The following is a 17,700-nucleotide window of genomic DNA, read 5'->3' as shown; positions in this document are numbered from 1 at the left end:
GCGGCCCCGCGTCAGCGGAGCCGCAGCCGCCGTGCCGCGCGCAGGACCGCGGTCACGTCCGCCGTCCACCGCTCCGGCGGTCCGGACAGCACCCGCCCGAGCCCGACGGGGGGCAGCACCCGGCGCCCCGCCAGCCGCAGCCCGTGCGCGCCGCGCTGCACCGCCACCGTCCGGGCCGCGGTGAGCGCCAGCAGACCCTCGCGGCCGTGCCGCGCGCCCCAGCCGGACGCCCCGCGCCCGCCCTGCGGCGCCGCCACCGACCCCCACGACGCCTGGTAGCCCTCGTTCACCGACACGGACCCCGCGCGCAGCCGCGCGGCCAGCGCCGCGCCCCGCCGGGACGACCCGCTCCACACCGACGCGTGCAGCCCGTACCCGCTGTCGTTGACGGCGGCGACCGCCTCGTCGTCCGACGCGACCCGGGACAGCGCCACGACCGGCCCGAACGTCTCCTCGCGGAACGCCCGGGCGTGCTCCCCCACGCCCTCCAGCACCGTCGGCTCGTACACGTACGGGCCGAGGTCGGGCCGGTGCACGCCGCCCGCCAGCACCCGGGCGCCGCCGGACAGCGCGTCCTCCACGTGCTCGACCACCCGGGCCAGCTGCTCCGCCGACGTCAGCGAGCCGACGTCCGACCGGTAGTCCAGCCCGGTCCCCACCCGCAGCGCCCGCGTCCGGCGGGCCAGCGCCGCCGCGAAGGGGTCCGCGACCGCCTCGTGCACGTACAGCCGCTCGGCCGACACGCACAGCTGGCCCGTGCCGCCGAAGCACGCCCGCACCGCCCCCTCCGCGGCCACCTCGACGTCCACGTCGCCGGCCACGTACAGCGCGTTCTTCCCGCCGAGCTCCAGCGTCGTCGGCACCAGCCGCTCCGCCGCCCGGGCCGCCACCACCCGCCCGGTCGCCGTGGAGCCCGTGAACACCAGGTGGTCCACGTGGTCGACCACCGCCGCCCCCACCGTCGGACCGTCGCCGAGGACGACCTGCACCAGCCCGGCCGGCATCCCGGCGTCCTCCAGCAGCTCCACGGCCCACAGCGCGGTCAGCGGCGTCTGCGGGTCCGGTCGCAGCAGCACCGCGTCCCCGGCCGCGAGCGCCGGCAGCACGTCCCCGAGCGTGAGGCTCAGCGGGTAGTTCCAGGGCGCCACGACGCCGACGACGCCGACGGGGTCGTGCTGCACCCGGACGCCCGTCAGCCCCGGGACCAGCCCCGGGCGCCGCTCGTCCGCCAGGTACGCCGGGGCCCGCAGCCCCAGGTGCCGCGCGAGGATCGCGACGTCCGCGACCTCCTCGAACGCCGCGGCGCGCGCCTTGCCGTTCTCCAGCTGCACCAGGTCCAGCACGTCGCTCTGCCGGGACAGGAGCAGGTCGTGCACCCGCAGCAGCAGGCGAGCGCGGTCGCGGGCGGGCACGGCGGCCCACCGGCGCTGCGCGGCGCGGGCCCGGCGCGCGGCGCGCGCCACGTCGGCCGGCGTCGACTGCGGCAGCGACGCCAGCGGGGCGCCGGTCCAGGGCGCGTGGTGCGTGCGCGTGCCGCCCTCCGGGGAGGACGCGACGCGCTGCGCGAGGGTGCGCAGGTCGTCGGGCTCCAGCACGAGGGTGGCGAGGGGGTCGGTCTCCGGGTCCAGCACGCCGTGGTCGGGCACCATGCGCGCCAGCGTACGCGGGGGGGGGTGGGCCGGGGCCGCCGGGGTGCGCCCTGCAGGGAGGAGCGTGCGCCCGGAGGGTGCGCTCCCGCCCCGCGGGCGCGCTCTCGCGAGACGACGCCTCAGAGCCCGAGCGCCGCCCGCGCCTCGGGGTCCAGCAGCGCCGTGACCGCCGCCCGTCCGGCCGCCGGGTCCGCGGCCGCGAGCGCCGCGTCCGCCATCGCCCGGCACTCCGCGAGGGTGTGCCGCCGCAGGGCGAACCGCACCGCGGGCAGCGCGGCGGGCGACATGGACAGGCTCGTGACGCCGAGTCCCGCGAGGACCAGCGCCATGAGCGGGTCGGACGCGGACTCGCCGCACACCCCGACCGGGCGGCCCGCGCCGGCACCCCCGCGCGCCGTCGCGGCGACCAGCTCCAGCACCGCCGGCTGCCACGCGTCGAGCAGGTCCACGAGCTCCCCGCGCAGCCGGTCGGCGGCCATCGTGTACTGCGCCAGGTCGTTGGTGCCGAGCGAGACGAAGTCCACCTCCTCCAGCACCGCGCCGGCCCGCAGCGCCGCCGCGGGGACCTCGACCATGACGCCGGCCGTGCGCAGCCCCGCGGCCCGCACGGCCTCGGCGAACGCGCGCGCCTCGGCGGGCGTGGCGATCATCGGGGCCATCACCCACGGCTGCGTGCCGGTCTCCGCGCCGGCGCGGGCGAGCGCCGCGAGCTGGTCGGTCAGCAGGTCCGGCGCGGACCGGACCAGCCGGTAGCCGCGCACGCCGAGCGCCGGGTTCTCCTCCGGCGTGAGGTTGGCGAAGGCGAGCGGCTTGTCGGCGCCCGCGTCGAGCGTCCGGACGACGACCTTGCGGTCCGGGCCCAGCGCGCGCAGCACGCGGGCGTACGCCGCGGCCTGCTCGTCGACCGTCGGCGCCTGCTGCCGCCCGAGGAACAGCACCTCGGTCCGGAACAGCCCCACGCCCTCGACGGCGGCGCCGGCGAGCCGCTCGGCGTCCTCGGCCGTGCCGATGTTGGCGAGCAGCGCGACCGCGTGCCCGTCCGCGGTCGCGCCCGGGGCGGTGTCCGCCTCCAGCGCGCGCTCCGCCGCCGCGCGCGCGTCCAGGGCGGCCCGCGCGGCCTCGTCCGGCTCGACCAGCACGGTGCCGGCCCCCGCGTCGACCGCGACGACCGTGCCCTCGGCGAGCGCGGTGGCGCCGGTCGCGCGGACCACGCACGGGATGCCGTTCTGGCCCGCGATGATCGCGGTGTGCCCGGTGGGGCCGCCCTCCTCGGTGACGAGCGCGAGCACCCGCGCCAGGTCCAGCGCGGCGGTGTCGGCAGGCGCGAGGTCCCGCGCGACGACGACGGACGGCTCGCGCAGCTCCGGCACGCCGGGGTCCGGCAGGCCGGCCAGCCGGGCGACCACGCGGTCCCGCACGCTCCGCAGGTCGGTGACCCGCTCCGCGAGGTAGCCGCCGGCCTGCTCGAACATCGCGGCGAACTGCCCGACGACGGCGTCCAGCGCCGCGACGGCCGGCTCCCCGCCGCCGACCCGGGCCAGGACCTGGTCCCGCAGGGCCGGGTCGTCGGCCATCATCGCGGTGGCGCCGAGCACCTCCGCGACCGTGCCGGACGACCGGTCTGCCTGGGCCCGCAGGGCGTCCGCCACGCCGGCGAACGCCGCCCGCACCGCGTCCGGCACCTCGGGCTCCGGGACGGGGGCGCCGTCCCGGAGCACCGGGGCGTCCCCGGGGACGGCCGGGGCGGGCTGCACCCGCACCACCGGCCCCACCGCGACCCGGCGGCCGACTCCGGCTCCGTGCAGCACCGTGCCGGGGGCGGGGGCTGCGCTGACGTCCGTGCTCATGGTCTCTCCGTCGAGATCGGGTGGGGTCCGGCCGTCAGGCGGCGGCCGGGGCGGGGGCGGCGGTGCGCGCGGCGTCGGCCTCCTGCTCCGCCTGCACCAGCGGGTTGGGCTTGAGGCCCTTGAGCACCACGACGACCGCCGCCGTGATGACCGTACCCACGGCGACCGCGAGCAGGAACCCGAGGGGGTTCGAGATCAGCGGCAGCACCCAGATGCCGCCGTGCGGGGCGCGCAGGCCGGAGCCGACCGCCATCGTCAGGGCACCCGCGACGCTGGACCCGACGACCGACGACGCGATGACCCGCCACGGGTCGGCCGCGGCGAACGGGATGGCGCCCTCCGAGATGAACGACAGGCCGAGCAGCCACGCGGCCTTGCCGTTCTCCCGCTCGGCGTGCGTGAACAGGCTCTTGCGGAGCACGGTCGCCAGCGCCATGGCCAGCGGGGCCACCATGCCGGCCGCCATCACGGCCGCCATGATCCGGTACTGCACCGCGTCCCCGGTCAGCCCCTCGGTCGCCAGGCCCGTGACCGCGAAGGTGTACGCCACCTTGTTGATCGGGCCGCCGAGGTCGAAGCCCATCATCGCGCCGAGCAGCGCGCCCATGAGCACGAGGTTCGACCCGGACAGGCCGTTCAGCCAGTTCGTCAGCCCGTCCATCAGGTTGGCGATCGGCCGCCCGATGACGACGAACATGAGGAACCCGGTGATCAGCGAGGACAGCAGCGGCGTCACCACGACCGGCATCACGCCGCGGACGCCCTTCGGCACCCGCCACCGGCTGATCCACAGCGCCAGGAACCCGCCGACGAACCCGGTGACCAGGCCACCGAGGAAGCCCGCGCCGATCAGCACGGAGATCGAGCCGCCGACGAAGCCCGGGACCAGGCCCGGCCGGTCCGCGATGCCGTACGCGATGAACCCGGACAGCACCGGGACGAGGAACGCGAACGCCGCCGCGCCGGTCTGGAACAGCAGCACCGCCCAGTCCTGGCCGGAGGCGAGGTTGAACGACGAGATGAGGTCCGCGACGGGGACGGCGGTGACGGCGACCGGCCCCTCGTTCCCCGGCCAGGCGGCCTGCGCCAGCATGAAGCCCAGCGCGATGAGGATCCCGCCCGCGGCGACGAACGGGATCATGTACGACACGCCCGTCATCAGCCACTGCCGGATCCGGGTGCCGACGCCGGCGTTCGGGTCGACCTTGGTGGCGGGGGCGGGACCGGCCGCCGCGGGGGTGCCGGCGGGGGCCTCGACGGCACCGCGCTCGACGGCCTCGACCGCCTGGGCGAGGACGCCGGCCGGGTCGTGCACGGCCTTCTTCACGCCGACGTCGACGAACGGCTTGCCGGCGAACCGGTCGCGGTTCTGCACCTCGAGGTCGGCGGCGTAGATCACGCCGTCGGCCGCGGCGATGATCGCCGGGTCCAGCGGCGTCGACCCCGCGGCGCCCTGGGTCTCGACGTGCACCTCGTGGCCGGCGGCCTTGCCCGCCTGCTCGAGGGCCTCGGCGGCCATGTACGTGTGAGCGATCCCCGTGGGGCACGAGGAGACGGCGACGAACTTCATGACGGGACCACCTCTCGGGTGACGATGTCCGCGACGGTGGCGGCATCGGGGGCGTCCAGCAGGGACTGGCGGAACGACTCGTGCACCAGCCGGCGGGCCAGTGCGGCGAGGATCTGCAGGTGGTCGGCGTCGCCGCCCGCGGGGGCCGCGATGAGGAACACCAGGCGGGCGGGGCCGTCCGGGGCGCCCCAGTCGACGGGGTCGTGCAGCTTGCCGACCGCGAGGCTCGGCGCGGTCACGTGCTCCGACCGGGCGTGCGGCAGGCCGACGCCGCCGGGCATGCCGGTGGCCATCTGCGCCTCGCGGGCGCGGACGTCGGCGTGGAAGCCGTCGGGGTCGGTGACCCGGCCGGCGGCGTGCAGCAGGGCGATGAGCTGCCCGGTCGCGTCGTCGCGGTCCCGGGCGACCAGGTCGACGCCGACCAGGTCGGCGGAGGTGAGCGGCTGGCTCATGTCACAGCTCCTTGAGGGCGAGGGAGGGATCGGGTTCGGCCACCACGGTGACCTCGGACAGGTGGACGTCGGACGGGCGGGGTGCGGCGGTGCCGGGCAGCAGGACCGCGGCGCGGCCCCAGGCGACGGCGCGGCGCAGGCGGTCGGCGGGCTCCCCCGGCGCGGCGAGGTACCCGGCGAGCGTGGAGTCGCCGGCGCCCACCGTGGACACCGGGACGAGCGCCGGACCGCCGGCCCACCAGGACCCGGCGGCGGTCGCGAGCAGGGCGCCGTGCGCGCCGAGGCTGACGAGCACGGCGGCGGTCCCGGCGGCGCGCACCTCGGCCGCGGCGGCGAGCACGTCGCCGACCGTCGTGAGGTCGCGGCCCACCAGCTCGGCCAGCTCCTCGTCGTTCGGCTTCACCAGCGCCAGCCCGCCGTGCCGGACCGCCGCGGCGAGCGGGGCGCCGGAGGTGTCGAGCACCACGGGCACGCCGTGCCGGGCACCCAGGTCGGCCACCCGGGTGAAGAAGGCGTCGTCCACGCCGGCGGGCAGGCTGCCCGCCGCGACGACCGCCGTCGCCCCGGCGTCGAGCTCGCCGGCGACGGCGTCGAGCAGCGCATCCACCTCCGCGAGGGAGAGTGCGGGGCCCGGGGCGTTGATCTTCGTCGTCGCGCCGCTGGACTCGGTCAGCGTGACGTTCGACCGGGTGCCGCCCGCGACCGGCACGGGCCGGGCCAGGACGTCCTGCGCCGCGAGGAGGGCCACCAGCCGGTCGCCGTCCGGGCCGCCCGAGGGCAGCACCGCCCGCGTCGGCACCCCGTGGCACGCGAGCGCCCGGGACACGTTGATGCCCTTGCCGCCCGGGTGCAGGTGGGTCGCGGCGGCGCGGTTCACCTCGCCCGGGACCAGCCGGTCCAGGTGCAGCGCCCGGTCGAGGCTCGGGTTCGGGGTCAGGGTGACGATCATGCGCGCACCACCCGCGGTCCGGCGGCCTCGATCTCGTCGGCCAGCTCGGGCTGGACGCCGGAGTCGGTGACCAGGGTGTCCACGTCGGCGAGCGCCGCGACGTGCGCGAAGTCCTCCCGGCCGAGCTTCGTGTGGTCCGCGAGCACCACGGTCCGGCGGGCGGCCCGCACCAGAGCCCGCTTCACCTCGGCCTCCGCGAGGTCCGGCGTGGTGAGGCCGTGCTCGACGCTCAGGCCGTTCGTGCCGAGGAACGCGACGTCCGCGCGGATGTCGGCGAGCTCCCGCAGGGCCCAGGTCCCGACCGCTGCGAGCGTCCGGCCGCGCACCGTCCCGCCGACGAGGTGCAGCGTGATGCCGGGCCGGGTCGCGAGCACCGTGGCGACCGGCAGGGCGTGCGTGACGACCGTGAGCTCCCGGTCGGTCGGCAGCAGCTCGGCGAGGCGCACGGTCGTCGTGCCGGCGTCGAGGATGAGGGCGCCGCCGTCCGGCAGCTCGTCGAGGGCGGCCTTCGCGATCCGGTCCTTCTCCCCCGACAGCAGGCCCTCGCGCTGCGCGAGGCCCGGCTCGAACCCCAGCTGCTCCACCGGGATCGCCCCGCCGTGGACCCGCCGGACCAGGCCGTGCCGCTCCAGGACCGTCAGGTCGCGGCGCACGGTCTCCGGGGTGACGTCGAGCAGCGTGGCGAGGGACGCGACGTCGACGCGGCCGTCCCGCCGCGCGGCGGCGAGGATCTGCTGCTGGCGCTCCGTTGCGTACACGAGGTCTCCGTCGGTCCGTGTGGTGCCCGCCGGGTCCGTCCGGCGCTGGCTGCTGCACCCAGCATGCCGCACCCCGGTCGGAAACACAACCATTCAAAGCGATCCAAACCCAAACCCACTCTGGAACGGACTGAACCGGGGGTCCCGGGAGGTCGCACCGCCCCGCCGGGATCGGCAGGTCCTCGCCGGGATCGGCAGGTCCTCGCCGACATCGGTCGGTCCTCGCCGAGATCGGTAGGTCGCGCCGACATCGGTCGTCCTCGCCGACATCGGTCGGCCTCGCCGACATCGGTCGGCCCTCACCGAGATCGGTAGGTCGCGCCGACATCGGTCGGTGGGGTGACCGATCTCGGTCGGGAGTGCCGATCTCGGCGGGCGGGCGGGACGCGCGGAAGGACGCTGGCTGGCGGCCCGTTCCCGCCGAGATCGGGCCCGCGGGCCGAGATAGGTCCGTGCACCGCCCTATCTCGGCGCGGAGGTCCTATCTCGGCGATCGTGGGACAGCGGCCGTCGCCGGGTTGCGCGGCGCGGGACGAGACGGCGCACGTCGGGACGGCCCGGGCGCGGGTCGACGTGGGGCCGACGCGGGGACGACGCCGAGATCGGTCGGTCGCGCCGAGATCGGTCGGCAGGGCCACCGATCTCGGTCGGGGGTGCCGATCTCGTCGGCCCGGCCGGCCCCGGCGGCCGCACGCCACCACCGCCACCTCCGCCGCCGGCTGCGGCCGCGGGACCGACGCGCCGAGGGCCGCCCTCCCGGCGGGAGAGCGGCCCTCGGTGCGGTGCGGCGCGCGGGGCGCGCCCGCGGTCAGCGCGGCTGGTACGGGGAGACCACGATCTCCACCCGCTGGAACTCCTTGAGGTCCGAGTACCCGGTGGTCGCCATCGCCCGGCGCAGCGCGCCGATGAGGTTGAGCGTGCCGTCGGCGGTGTGCCCGGGGCCGAACAGGACCTGCTGCAGCGTCCCGGTCTGCCCGACCTGCACCCGCTCGCCGCGCGGCAGGTGCGGGTGGTGGGCCTCGGGGCCCCAGTGCCAGCCCTGCCCGGGGGCGTCGGTGGCGCGGGCGAGCGCGGCGCCGAGCATGACGGCGTCCGCGCCGCACGCGACGGCCTTGACCAGGTCGCCGGAGCGGCCGACGCCGCCGTCGGCGATGACGTGCACGTACCGGCCGCCGGACTCGTCGAGGTAGTCGCGCCGGGCGGCCGCGACGTCGGCGACCGCGGTGGCCATCGGGGCGTGGATGCCGAGCGACACGCGGGTGGTGTGCGCCGCGCCGCCGCCGAACCCGACGAGGACCCCGGCCGCGCCGGTGCGCATGAGGTGCAGGGCCGCGGTGTAGGTGGACGCGCCGCCGACGATCACGGGGACGTCGAGCTCGTAGATGAACCGCTTGAGGTTGAGCGGCTCGGCGCGGCCGGAGACGTGCTCCGCGGAGACGGTCGTGCCGCGGATGACGAACAGGTCGACGCCGGCGTCGACGACGTCCTTCCAGAACTCCTGCGTGCGCTGCGGCGACAGCGCCCCGGCCACGGTCACGCCGGCGTCGCGGATCTCGCCGATGCGGCGGCGGATCAGCTCGGGCTGGATCGGGGCGGAGTAGATCTCCTGCATCCGGGCGGTCGCCTCGTCCGCGGGCAGCTCGGCGATCTGCTCGAGCAGCGGTGCCGGGTCGTCGTACCGCGTCCACAGGCCCTCGAGGTCGAGGACGCCCAGCCCGCCGGCCCGGCCGAGGGCCACGGCGGTCGCCGGGCTCATCACCGAGTCCATCGGCGCGGCGAGCACCGGGAGGTCGAAGTGGTAGGCGTCGATCTGCCAGCCGACGGAGACCTCCTCCGGGTCCCGCGTGCGCCGGGAGGGCACCACGGCGATGTCGTCGAAGGAGTACGCGCGCCGCCCCCGCTTGCCGCGGCCGATCTCGATCTCGTTGCTCACCGGCCCAGGCTACCGGCGCGGACGCCCCCGCCGCCGGGGACGTCCGCGCCGGCGGTGCTCAGCCCGCGACCGCGTCCACGACCGCCGCGCAGAAGGCGGGCAGGTCGTCGGGGTCCCGCGAGGTGATGAGCGTGCTGCCGCCGGTCTGCGCGACGACGACCTCGCGGTCCACCCAGGCGGCGCCGGCGTTGCGCAGGTCGGTCGCCAGGCTCGGGTACGACGTCAGCGTGACGCCGTCCACGACGCCGGCCTCGATCAGCGTCCACGGGCCGTGGCAGATCGCGGCGACGGGCTTGCCGGCGCCGACGAAGGCCTTCACCAGGGCCTGCGCACCCTCCTGGGTGCGCAGGGTGTCGGCGTTGACGGTGCCGCCCGGGATGACGAGCGCGTCGAAGTCGTCCGCCGACACCTGGTCGAGGGTGCGGTCGACCGGGTAGTCACCACCCGGGTCGAGGTCGTTGTTCACCGCGCTCACGGTGCCGGGCTGCGCCGACACCAGCACCGGGGTGCCGCCCTCGTCGGCCACGGCCTGCCAGGGCGTGGTCAGCTCCGGCTCCTCGATGCCCTTGTCACTGGTCAGGAACGCGACGGTCCGGCCGGTCAGGCGTGCCATGACGTCTCCTTCCGTTCGGGGGTCCCCGGGGTTCCGCGGGGTTCCCTCCACCCTCACCCGCGCGGCGGCGGGGCGCATCCGGGCGCATCCGGGCGCCGCCGGACCGGGGACGGACCGGGGACGGACCGGCGACAGGCCGGGGGCGGTTCCCGGGGCGCGTGGGTGGTCGGTGCGATGCTGGCGGCGCTGGAAGGAGTGGGACGCATGACCTGGACCGACGGGCCGCTGCTCGGCTTCGACACCGAGACCACCGGCGTCGACGTCGACCACGACCGGATCGTCACGGCGGCGCTGGTGCGCCGGCACGCGGGCGGCACCGACGTGCGGACCTGGCTGATCGACCCGGGCGTCCCGATCCCGGAGGGCGCGAGCGCGATCCACGGCATCAGCACCGAGCACGCCCGCGAGCACGGCGTGGCCCCCCGGCCCGCGCTGGACGAGATCGCCGGCCTCATCGCGGACGCGGTGCGGGCCGGTACACCGGTCGTGGCGTACAACGCGTCGTTCGACCTGTGCCTGCTCGAGGCCGAGCTGCGCCGGCACCGCCTGCCGACCGTCGAGGACCGCCTGGACGGCGAGGTGCGACCCGTCATCGACCCGCTGGTGCTCGACCGCGCCGAGGACCGGTACCGGCAGGGCAAGCGCAAGCTCGTCGACCTGTGCGGCGTCTACCAGGTGGTCGACACCGGCAGCCTGCACACGGCGGACGTGGACGTCGTCGCGACGCTCGACGTGCTGGAGCGGATCGTGGGGCGGTTCCCGCACCTCGGCGAGCTGGACCTCCTGTCGCTGCACGACTACCAGGTCACCGCGCACCGGGCCTGGGCGGAGGCGTTCAACGCGTGGCGGGCCGAGCGCGGGCACGCCGGGCCGGGCGCCGAGGCGACGTGGCCGAGCCGTGGCCGGCGCCGGGAGCTGGCCGCGCCGGCCCACGACCCCGCCCGGGACCTGCGGTTCGCGGGGCGCCCGGTGCAGGACACGCTGATCGCCTGACGGCCACCTGACCTGCGCGGACATCTCGTCCGTGAGTTGCGGCCCGCGCGCCCCGGCGCCGCACACACGATCTCCCCATCCCCCCGCGCGCCGATATCTCATCCATGAGATAGCGTCGTCGCCGTGACCCTGACCAACCCGACGACCGGAGCCGTCCAGACGGTGACCTCGTCCATCCCCGTCGTCACCCCCACCCTCCCCGAGCAGCTCGCGCACGTGGGCTCGCTCGTCCGGTCCGCGCGCCGCCACCGCGGCCTCACGCAGACCCAGCTCGCCGAGCTCCTCGGCACCAGCCAGTCCGCGGTGCACCGCATCGAGCAGGGCGCGCAGAACGTCAGCCTCGACATGCTGACCCGGATCGGCGCCGCGCTCGACTCCCCGATCGTCACCCTCGGCGGCCCGCAGCACACGCACCTGCGCGTGCACGGCGGCGTGCAGCTGTCGGGCCGGCTCGACGTGAACACCTCGAAGAACGGCGCCGTCGCGCTGCTGTGCGCCTCCCTGCTCAACCGCGGCACGACCCGGCTGCGGAACGTGGCGCGCATCGTCGAGGTCGACCGGATCGTCGACGTCCTGCGGTCCGTCGGCGTCCGCGCGACGTGGTCGAGCGACGGCCACGACCTCGAGATCGTCGTGCCGAAGGACCTCGACCTCGAGGCCATCGACGTCGACGCCGCGCGCCGGACCCGGTCGATCATCATGTTCTTCGGCCCGCTGCTGGGGCAGCAGGACGAGTTCCGGCTCCCGTACGCGGGCGGCTGCGACCTCGGCAGCCGGACCGTCGAGCCGCACATGATCGCGCTGCGGCCGTTCGGGCTGTCCGTGACCGCGAGCGGCGGGCGCTACCTGGCCCGCGTGACCGACCCGGAGACCGAGAACCTGTCGATCGTCCTGACCGAGCGCGGCGACACCGTCACCGAGAACGCCCTCATGGCCGCCGCGCACCGGGACGGCGTCACCACGATCCGCAACGCCAGCCCGAACTACATGGTCCAGGACCTGTGCTTCTACCTGGAGCTGCTGGGCGTGCGGATCGAGGGCATCGGCACCACGACGCTGCGCGTGCACGGCCGGTCGCAGATCGACGCCGACGTGGAGTACGCGGTGTCCGAGGACCCGGTCGAGGCGATGAGCCTGCTCACCGCCGGCATCGTCACCGGCTCCGAGATCACCGTCGGCCGGGTGCCGATCGAGTTCATGGAGATCGAGCTGGCGACGCTGTCGGAGATGGGCCTGCGCTACACGCTGTCCGAGGAGTACACCGCCCGCAACGGCCGCACGCGGCTCGTGGACATCACCGTGCACCCGAGCGACCTGCGCGCGCCGCTGGACAAGATCCACCCGATGCCGTTCCCCGGCCTCAACATCGACAACCTGCCGTTCTTCGCGGTCATCGCCGCGTGCGCGACCGGGTCGACGCTCGTGCACGACTGGGTCTACGAGGGCCGGGCGATCCACCTGACCGACCTGACCCGCCTCGGCGCGGACGTGCGGCTGCTCGACGCGCACCGCCTCCAGGTCTCCGGCCCGACCCGCTGGTCCGGTGCCGAGGTGTCCTGCCCGCCGGCCCTGCGGCCCGCCGTCGTCATCCTGCTGGCGATGCTCGCCGCCAAGGGCACGAGCGTGCTGCGCAACGTCGACATCATCGCCCGCGGCTACGAGCAGCTGCAGGAGCGGCTGGTCGAGCTGGGCGCGCAGATCGAGACGTTCCGGGACTGACGCCCCGAGCGCGACGCAGGGCCGGGAGCACGCGCTCCCGGCCCTGCGTCGTTCAGCTCAGCGCACCGTGTAGTTCGGCGACTCCGAGATCATCTGCACGTCGTGCGGGTGCGACTCCTTGAGCCCCGCCGGCGTGATCCGGACGAACTTCCCGCGCTGCTGCAGCTGCGGGATGGTGCGGGCGCCGACGTAGAACATCGACTGGTGCAGGCCGCCGACGAGCTGGTGCGCCACCGCCGCGAGCGGGCCGCGGTACGGGACCTGGCCCTCGATGCCCTCGGTGATGATCTCGTCGTCGGACAGGTCGCCCTGGAAGTAGCGGTCCTTCGAGTACGACCGGCGGTCGCCGCGGCTCTGCATCGCGCCGAGCGAGGCCATGCCGCGGTAGCGCTTGAACTGCTTGCCGTTGACGAACACCAGGTCGCCCGGGGACTCGTCGCAGCCGGCGATGAGCCCGCCGACCATGACGCTGTCCGCGCCGGCCACGAGGGCCTTCGCGATGTCGCCGGAGTACTGCAGGCCGCCGTCGGCGATCACCGGGACGCCCGCGGGCTTGGCGGCCAGCGACGCCTCGTACACCGCGGTGACCTGCGGGACGCCGACGCCGGCGACCACGCGGGTGGTGCAGATCGAGCCCGGGCCGACGCCGACCTTGACCGCGTCCACGCCCGCGTCGACCAGCGCCTGCGCGCCCTCGCGGGTCGCGATGTTGCCGCCGATGACCTGGACGTGCTTCGTCGCCGGGTCGGACTTGATGCGGCGGACCATGTCGAGCATGAGCCGGGCGTGCCCGTTCGCGGTGTCGACGACCAGCGCGTCCACGCCCGCCTCGACCAGCGCGGACACGCGGTCCCACGCGTCCCCGAAGAAGCCGACGGCCGCGGCGACGACCAGGCGGCCGCTCGCGTCCTTGGTGGCCAGCGGGTACTGCTCGGACTTCACGAAGTCCTTGACGGTGATGAGGCCCTGGAGCCGCCCGTCGGCGTCCACCAGCGGCAGCTTCTCGACCTTGTGCTTGCCCAGCAGGGCCGCGGCGTCGTCGTTCGAGATCCCGACCGGGCCGGTGATCAGGGGCATCGACGTCATGGTGTCGCGGACGCGGCGGGTGCCGAACTCGCTCGACGGCACGAAGCGCAGGTCGCGGTTGGTGATGATGCCCAGCAGGCGGCGGTCGTCGTCCACCACCGGCAGGCCGGACACCCGGTACTTCCCGCACAGGGCGTCGAGCTCGGCGAGCGTCGCGTCCGGCCCGACGGTCACGGGGTCGGAGACCATGCCGGACTCGGAGCGCTTCACCAGGTCGACCTGGTGGGCCTGCGCCTCGATCGACAGGTTGCGGTGCAGCACGCCGATGCCGCCCTGGCGGGCCAGGGCGATCGCCATGCGCGACTCGGTGACGGTGTCCATCGCGGCGGACACGAGCGGGATCGACAGGGAGATCTCACGGGTGAGCCGGGTCGTGGTGTCGACCTCGCTCGGGATGACGTCGGTCTCGCCCGGGAGGAGCAGGACGTCGTCGTAGGTGAGACCGATGAAGCCGAACGGGTCGGCAGGCGCGGCGGATCCAGGGGTACCCAGGTCGGTCATCCCCCGATGATAGGGCCGTTCCTCGTACCCCCCGGACGGCCGTCCGGCGTCAGCGGATGAGGCCCTTGCGCAGGCCGATGGCGACCGCCTGGGCGCGGTCCGCGGCGCCGAGCTTGCGGAACAGCCGGCGCGCGTGGGTCTTGATGGTGTCCTCCGAGAGGAACAGCTCCTGGCCGATCTGGGCGTTCGAGCGGCCGTTGCTCATCCCGACCAGCACCTCGACCTCGCGCTTGGTGAGCGAGACCTCGTCGCGGCCGTCGCCCTGGATCGGCAGCTCGGCGCGCGCGACCACCGGGGTGGGTGCGCTCGGGACGGCGCCGTGCGCCGGCAGGCCGTCCGCGACCCCCGCGCCTGCGGGCACCGTCGGGCTCGCGAGGATGTGCGCGGCGACGGCGGCGAGCTCGGCCCGGCCGACGTCGGGGGCGAGATAGCCGCGGGCGCCCAGAGCGATCGCGCGGTCGAGGGCGATCTCGTCGCCCGGGACGGCCAGCATCACGACGGTGGACTGCGACGGCACCGCGCGCAGGCGGCGGATGGCCTCGACCGGGCCCGGGGAGGGCAGGTGGGCGTCGAGCAGCACGATCGTGGGCGGGACGCGCCGCGCGAGGGCGACGAGCTCGTCCACCGTGGCCGCGGCGCGCACCGGAGCCAGCGCCGGGACGCCCAGCGCCGTCAGGACGATGCGCTCGCGCACCGCCGTCGATCCGTGGCACACCACGACGCCCGCCATCGACCTCCACCTCTCGCCGTCGCGCCGGCACCCTGGCGGATCCGGCTTCTCTCCTGTATCGGCCGGATCGGGCGCGACGTTAGCGTGAAGCGCTCACGGATCGGTCAGCCGCAGACGGCGAGGACCTCGTGGACGAGGCCCGGGACGGTGCGCACGCGGTGCACCTGGCGGCCCAGCGGGACGGCGCCGGCGGCCTCGTCGGGCACCATCGCGAACACCGGCAGGTCGGGGTGCTGCTCCGCGAGCGCGGCCACCACGCCCAGGTCGGGGGCGGGCAGCTCGCTGCTGAGCACCACGGCCGACGGGGCCGTCATCGCCGCGATCTCGAGCAGCCGGTGCCGGCCGGTCGGGCCGGCGACCACCCGCGCGTCGACACCCGCGTCCGCGAGCGCGCCCGCGAGCACGTGCAGCGCCAGCGGCCGAGGTTCACCCGGCGCGGCGAGCAGCAGGACGATGCGGCGGCGGGACGGGTGCGACGGGACGCGGCCGGACCGCACGCGCAGCACGGCGAGCGCGGCGGCGACCACCAGGGCGTCGGGCTCGTCGCCGGGCCGGGCGAGCACGGTGCGCGACGCGATCCCGGCCCGCGCGGGCTGCACCAGGTCCGACCACCAGCGCGCGAGGTCGTCGCCCGGGGCGAGCGCGAGCAGGCGCGCGACCGCGTCGGCGTCCGCGCGCAGGGCCGCGTCGATCACGGCGGTCGGCGTGGCCGGGGCGTCCGGGCGCCGCGCCTCGAGCCCGTCCTGGCGGGCGTCGGGGACGGCGGCGAGGTGCCGCACCGGCGCGGGGGCCGCGGGGGCCGGGGCGCCGCCCTCGCGGGCGATGCGCGCGGCGTCCGAGGGCGGCACGCCGTCCAGCGTGAGCGAGCGCATCGTCACGAGGCGCGCGAGGTCGAGGGCGCTGTACCGCCGGTGCGCTCCGGCCGTGTGCTCGGAGGGGCCGAGGCCGTAGCGGCGGTCCCACGTGCGCAGGGTGGCGGGGGCGACGCCGAGCCGGCCGGCGACGGCGGCGACGGTGAGGGTCGGGCCCGCGGGGTCGCCCGGGGCCGCGTCCTCGTCGAGGGCGTCCGGGACCGCCGCGTCCGCGCTCCGCGCGCCGGTCGCGTCCCCGTCGTCGTCGCCTGCGGCACCGGACGGGTCGTGCCCGCCGGTCGTGCCGTCGTCCTCGCTGCTCCGCATCTCGCCCGTCTCGTCCGCGCTGCTGTCCTGGCGCCCTGCGGCCGATTCTGCCGGGGATCTGGCGCGGTTTCCACCGGCGCCCCGAGTGACCGCGTCACCCGATCGCGCCGTCGCAGGTGAACGACCGCGCCGAGCCGCGCGCACATCGCGTCACGAACCGGGTCGACTCGGATCGCGACACGGTCTTGAACAACTGCTGGCGCGGTTGTACTGTCTCGATCAGCGCAGTTCAGGGCCGCACCAGGGACCGAGGTCCCAGGCAGCAGCCGGACCGCCTCACCGCACGACGACGCCGGTGGCACCCGCCACCGGAGGCATGGAGGACACCGATGGCCGAGATCTCCCGCCTTCCGGGACCCGTCATGGAGCTCTGGGAGTGGCAGTACCAGGGCGCGTGCCGCGACGCCGACCAGGACCTGTTCTTCCACCCGGAGGGCGAGCGCGGTGCCGCGCGTCGCCGGCGCGCCGAGGCCGCCAAGGCGATCTGCGCGACCTGCCCGGTCATCAACGAGTGCCGCGAGCAGTCGCTCGCCGTCCGCGAGCCGTACGGCGTGTGGGGCGGTCTGTCCGAGGACGAGCGGACCGCCGTCCTCGCCGAGCGCGCCGGGCGCACGCACCACCAGGCGATCTGACCGGCGCCACCCAGACCCGGTGGCCGTCCGCGGTGCGATACCGCACGGCCGCCGCTCACGACGACGGGGCCCCTTCCGCATGCGGAGGGGGCCCCGTCGTGCGTCCCGGCCCGGGTCGGGGGCCATGGTCGGTGGTCGGTGACCGGTGGCCGGGCCAGTGACCAGTGGCCGGGCCGGTGGCCGGTGGCCGGGCCGGTCGCGCAGAGTGGAGGGTTCGGACGGACACGCCGTCGGCGAGTCGGTCCATACGTTCCACTCTGCGGGGGGACGCGCGGGCGGGGCCGGTCCGCGAGGCCCGGGGGGCGGTCCGAGTGGAGGCCGAGGCCGGGCCGAGTGGAGGGTTCTGCCCGACACGCGCGGCGTGTCGTGGCAGAACCCTCCGGTCACGCGCCCGCTCGCCTCGGAACGTGCCCGGCTCGCCCCGGTGACGCGCCCGCTCGCCCCGGCCCCGTGCCCGGCTCGCCCCGGTCACGCGCCGCCTCGCCCCGGCCTCATCCCCGCGCGCGGCCCGCGCACCCCCGGGGACGACGAAGGCCCCCTCCGCCGTGCGGAGAGGGCCTCGTCGTGCGTGCGCCGGCCGTCGTGGCCGGCGCCGGTGTCACTTGGTGACGACCGCCAGGACGTCGCGCGCGGAGAGGATGAGGTACTCCTCGCCGTCGTACTTGACCTCGGTGCCGCCGTACTTGCTGTAGATGACCTTGTCACCGACCGCCACGTCGAGCGGGACGCGGTTGCCGTTGTCGTCGATGCGACCCGGGCCGACCGCCAGGACCTCGCCCTCCTGGGGCTTCTCCTTGGCGCTGTCCGGGATGACCAGACCGGAGGCGGTCGTCTGCTCCGCCTCGAGCGTCTTGACGACGATCCGGTCCTCGAGCGGCTTGATGGAGACCGACACTGCGGACCTCCCCTTCGCGTGTGAGTGCTGCCTGATGTCCGTTGCCGCGCCGGGATCACGACCGGCCGTCGTCGCGGGTGCCGGTGGCCGTGCGGTGCGGGTCGGCACCACGAGAGTGCCGATCAGCACTCTAGGAACCCGTTAGCACTCGGTCAAGGCGAGTGCCAACGACACCTCCGTCCGGACGCTGTCCGC

At 75.9% G+C, this 17,700-nt stretch carries 15 protein-coding genes; 3 read left to right on the top strand and 12 right to left on the bottom strand.

Annotated elements, in window-relative coordinates; genetic code table 11:
* Nucleotides 1–11: 11 nt before the first annotated feature.
* From HNR08_RS12635 to HNR08_RS12600, 8 genes are all read right to left on the bottom strand, one after another.
* Nucleotides 12–1,649: a succinic semialdehyde dehydrogenase gene (locus HNR08_RS12635; RefSeq protein ID WP_146840367.1), complete on the bottom strand. Its 1,638-nt coding sequence runs from the start codon at nt 1,647–1,649 to the stop codon at nt 12–14.
* Between the two features lie 119 nt (nt 1,650–1,768).
* Complete coding sequence (gene ptsP / locus HNR08_RS12630) at nt 1,769–3,496, bottom strand: phosphoenolpyruvate--protein phosphotransferase (protein ID WP_146840368.1); 1,728 nt, start codon at nt 3,494–3,496, stop codon at nt 1,769–1,771.
* A 34-nt stretch (nt 3,497–3,530) separates the two neighbouring features.
* Nucleotides 3,531–5,066 carry a PTS fructose transporter subunit IIC gene (locus HNR08_RS12625; protein ID WP_146840369.1) on the bottom strand — a complete coding sequence of 512 codons (1,536 nt, stop codon included), beginning with the start codon at nt 5,064–5,066 and terminating at the stop codon, nt 3,531–3,533.
* Nucleotides 5,063–5,518, bottom strand: a complete 456-nt coding sequence (locus tag HNR08_RS12620; protein WP_146840370.1) for a PTS sugar transporter subunit IIA — start codon at nt 5,516–5,518, stop codon at nt 5,063–5,065. The genes HNR08_RS12625 and HNR08_RS12620 overlap by 4 nt, the downstream gene beginning before the upstream one ends.
* 1 nt (nt 5,519) lies before the next feature.
* Nucleotides 5,520–6,467 (bottom strand): 1-phosphofructokinase, encoded by a 948-nt coding sequence (pfkB, locus tag HNR08_RS12615; RefSeq protein ID WP_146840371.1) that lies wholly within the window; start codon nt 6,465–6,467, stop codon nt 5,520–5,522.
* Entirely contained in the window at nt 6,464–7,225 is a 762-nt protein-coding gene (locus HNR08_RS12610) for a DeoR/GlpR family DNA-binding transcription regulator (RefSeq protein ID WP_146840372.1), read from the bottom strand. Before HNR08_RS12610 ends, pfkB begins: the two co-directional genes overlap by 4 nt.
* A gap of 808 nt (nt 7,226–8,033) precedes the next feature.
* Nucleotides 8,034–9,158 (bottom strand): GuaB3 family IMP dehydrogenase-related protein, encoded by a 1,125-nt coding sequence (locus HNR08_RS12605; protein WP_146840373.1) that lies wholly within the window; start codon nt 9,156–9,158, stop codon nt 8,034–8,036.
* Between the two features lie 58 nt (nt 9,159–9,216).
* Entirely contained in the window at nt 9,217–9,771 is a 555-nt protein-coding gene (locus tag HNR08_RS12600; RefSeq protein ID WP_146840374.1) for a type 1 glutamine amidotransferase domain-containing protein, read from the bottom strand.
* A 204-nt stretch (nt 9,772–9,975) separates the two neighbouring features.
* On the opposite strand from HNR08_RS12600, the gene HNR08_RS12595 reads away from it, so the two are divergent.
* On the top strand, nt 9,976–10,764 hold the full coding sequence (locus tag HNR08_RS12595; protein WP_146840375.1) for an exonuclease domain-containing protein: 789 nt from the start codon (nt 9,976–9,978) through the stop codon (nt 10,762–10,764).
* A gap of 162 nt (nt 10,765–10,926) precedes the next feature.
* On the top strand, nt 10,927–12,483 hold the full coding sequence (locus HNR08_RS12590) for a helix-turn-helix domain-containing protein (protein WP_146840378.1): 1,557 nt from the start codon (nt 10,927–10,929) through the stop codon (nt 12,481–12,483).
* A gap of 57 nt (nt 12,484–12,540) precedes the next feature.
* Here the strand turns inward: HNR08_RS12590 and guaB are convergent, their stop codons facing one another.
* From guaB to HNR08_RS12575, 3 genes are all read right to left on the bottom strand, one after another.
* A complete protein-coding gene (gene guaB / locus HNR08_RS12585; RefSeq protein WP_146840376.1) occupies nt 12,541–14,070 on the bottom strand; it encodes an IMP dehydrogenase in 1,530 nt (509 codons plus the stop codon).
* A gap of 49 nt (nt 14,071–14,119) precedes the next feature.
* The gene (locus tag HNR08_RS12580; protein WP_146840377.1) at nt 14,120–14,800 is read right to left on the bottom strand and encodes a response regulator transcription factor; all 681 of its coding nucleotides are present in this window, start codon (nt 14,798–14,800) and stop codon (nt 14,120–14,122) included.
* Between the two features lie 104 nt (nt 14,801–14,904).
* Nucleotides 14,905–15,978 (bottom strand): MerR family transcriptional regulator, encoded by a 1,074-nt coding sequence (locus tag HNR08_RS12575; protein WP_183835030.1) that lies wholly within the window; start codon nt 15,976–15,978, stop codon nt 14,905–14,907.
* A gap of 329 nt (nt 15,979–16,307) precedes the next feature.
* On the opposite strand from HNR08_RS12575, the gene HNR08_RS12570 reads away from it, so the two are divergent.
* Nucleotides 16,308–16,610, top strand: coding sequence for a WhiB family transcriptional regulator (locus tag HNR08_RS12570; protein ID WP_146840415.1), 303 nt, complete (start codon nt 16,308–16,310; stop codon nt 16,608–16,610).
* Between the two features lie 598 nt (nt 16,611–17,208).
* Here the strand turns inward: HNR08_RS12570 and groES are convergent.
* The gene (gene groES / locus HNR08_RS12565) at nt 17,209–17,505 is read right to left on the bottom strand and encodes a co-chaperone GroES (RefSeq protein WP_146840416.1); all 297 of its coding nucleotides are present in this window, start codon (nt 17,503–17,505) and stop codon (nt 17,209–17,211) included.
* Nucleotides 17,506–17,700 lie beyond the last annotated feature (195 nt).

This window comes from Cellulomonas hominis, from assembly GCF_014201095.1.
Taxonomy (GTDB): Bacteria; Actinomycetota; Actinomycetes; order Actinomycetales; family Cellulomonadaceae; genus Cellulomonas; species Cellulomonas hominis.
The sequence above is the reverse complement of the archived record's forward strand: the minus strand, read 5'-3'. Positions and strand labels throughout refer to the sequence as shown.

Excerpts from the sequence above, each read along its gene's own strand:
- HNR08_RS12595 (WP_146840375.1), top strand. The coding sequence starts at position 9,976 with ATGACCTGGACCGACGGGCCGCTGCTCGGCTTCGACACCGAGACCACC.
- HNR08_RS12600 (WP_146840374.1), bottom strand. The coding sequence starts at position 9,771 with ATGGCACGCCTGACCGGCCGGACCGTCGCGTTCCTGACCAGTGACAAG.
- pfkB (WP_146840371.1), bottom strand. The coding sequence starts at position 6,467 with ATGATCGTCACCCTGACCCCGAACCCGAGCCTCGACCGGGCGCTGCAC.
- HNR08_RS12575 (WP_183835030.1), bottom strand. The coding sequence starts at position 15,978 with ATGCGGAGCAGCGAGGACGACGGCACGACCGGCGGGCACGACCCGTCC.
- HNR08_RS12625 (WP_146840369.1), bottom strand. The coding sequence starts at position 5,066 with ATGAAGTTCGTCGCCGTCTCCTCGTGCCCCACGGGGATCGCTCACACG.
- ptsP (WP_146840368.1), bottom strand. The coding sequence starts at position 3,496 with ATGAGCACGGACGTCAGCGCAGCCCCCGCCCCCGGCACGGTGCTGCAC.
- HNR08_RS12620 (WP_146840370.1), bottom strand. The coding sequence starts at position 5,518 with ATGAGCCAGCCGCTCACCTCCGCCGACCTGGTCGGCGTCGACCTGGTC.
- HNR08_RS12635 (WP_146840367.1), bottom strand. The coding sequence starts at position 1,649 with ATGGTGCCCGACCACGGCGTGCTGGACCCGGAGACCGACCCCCTCGCC.
- HNR08_RS12570 (WP_146840415.1), top strand. The coding sequence starts at position 16,308 with ATGGCCGAGATCTCCCGCCTTCCGGGACCCGTCATGGAGCTCTGGGAG.
- HNR08_RS12580 (WP_146840377.1), bottom strand. The coding sequence starts at position 14,800 with ATGGCGGGCGTCGTGGTGTGCCACGGATCGACGGCGGTGCGCGAGCGC.
- guaB (WP_146840376.1), bottom strand. The coding sequence starts at position 14,070 with ATGACCGACCTGGGTACCCCTGGATCCGCCGCGCCTGCCGACCCGTTC.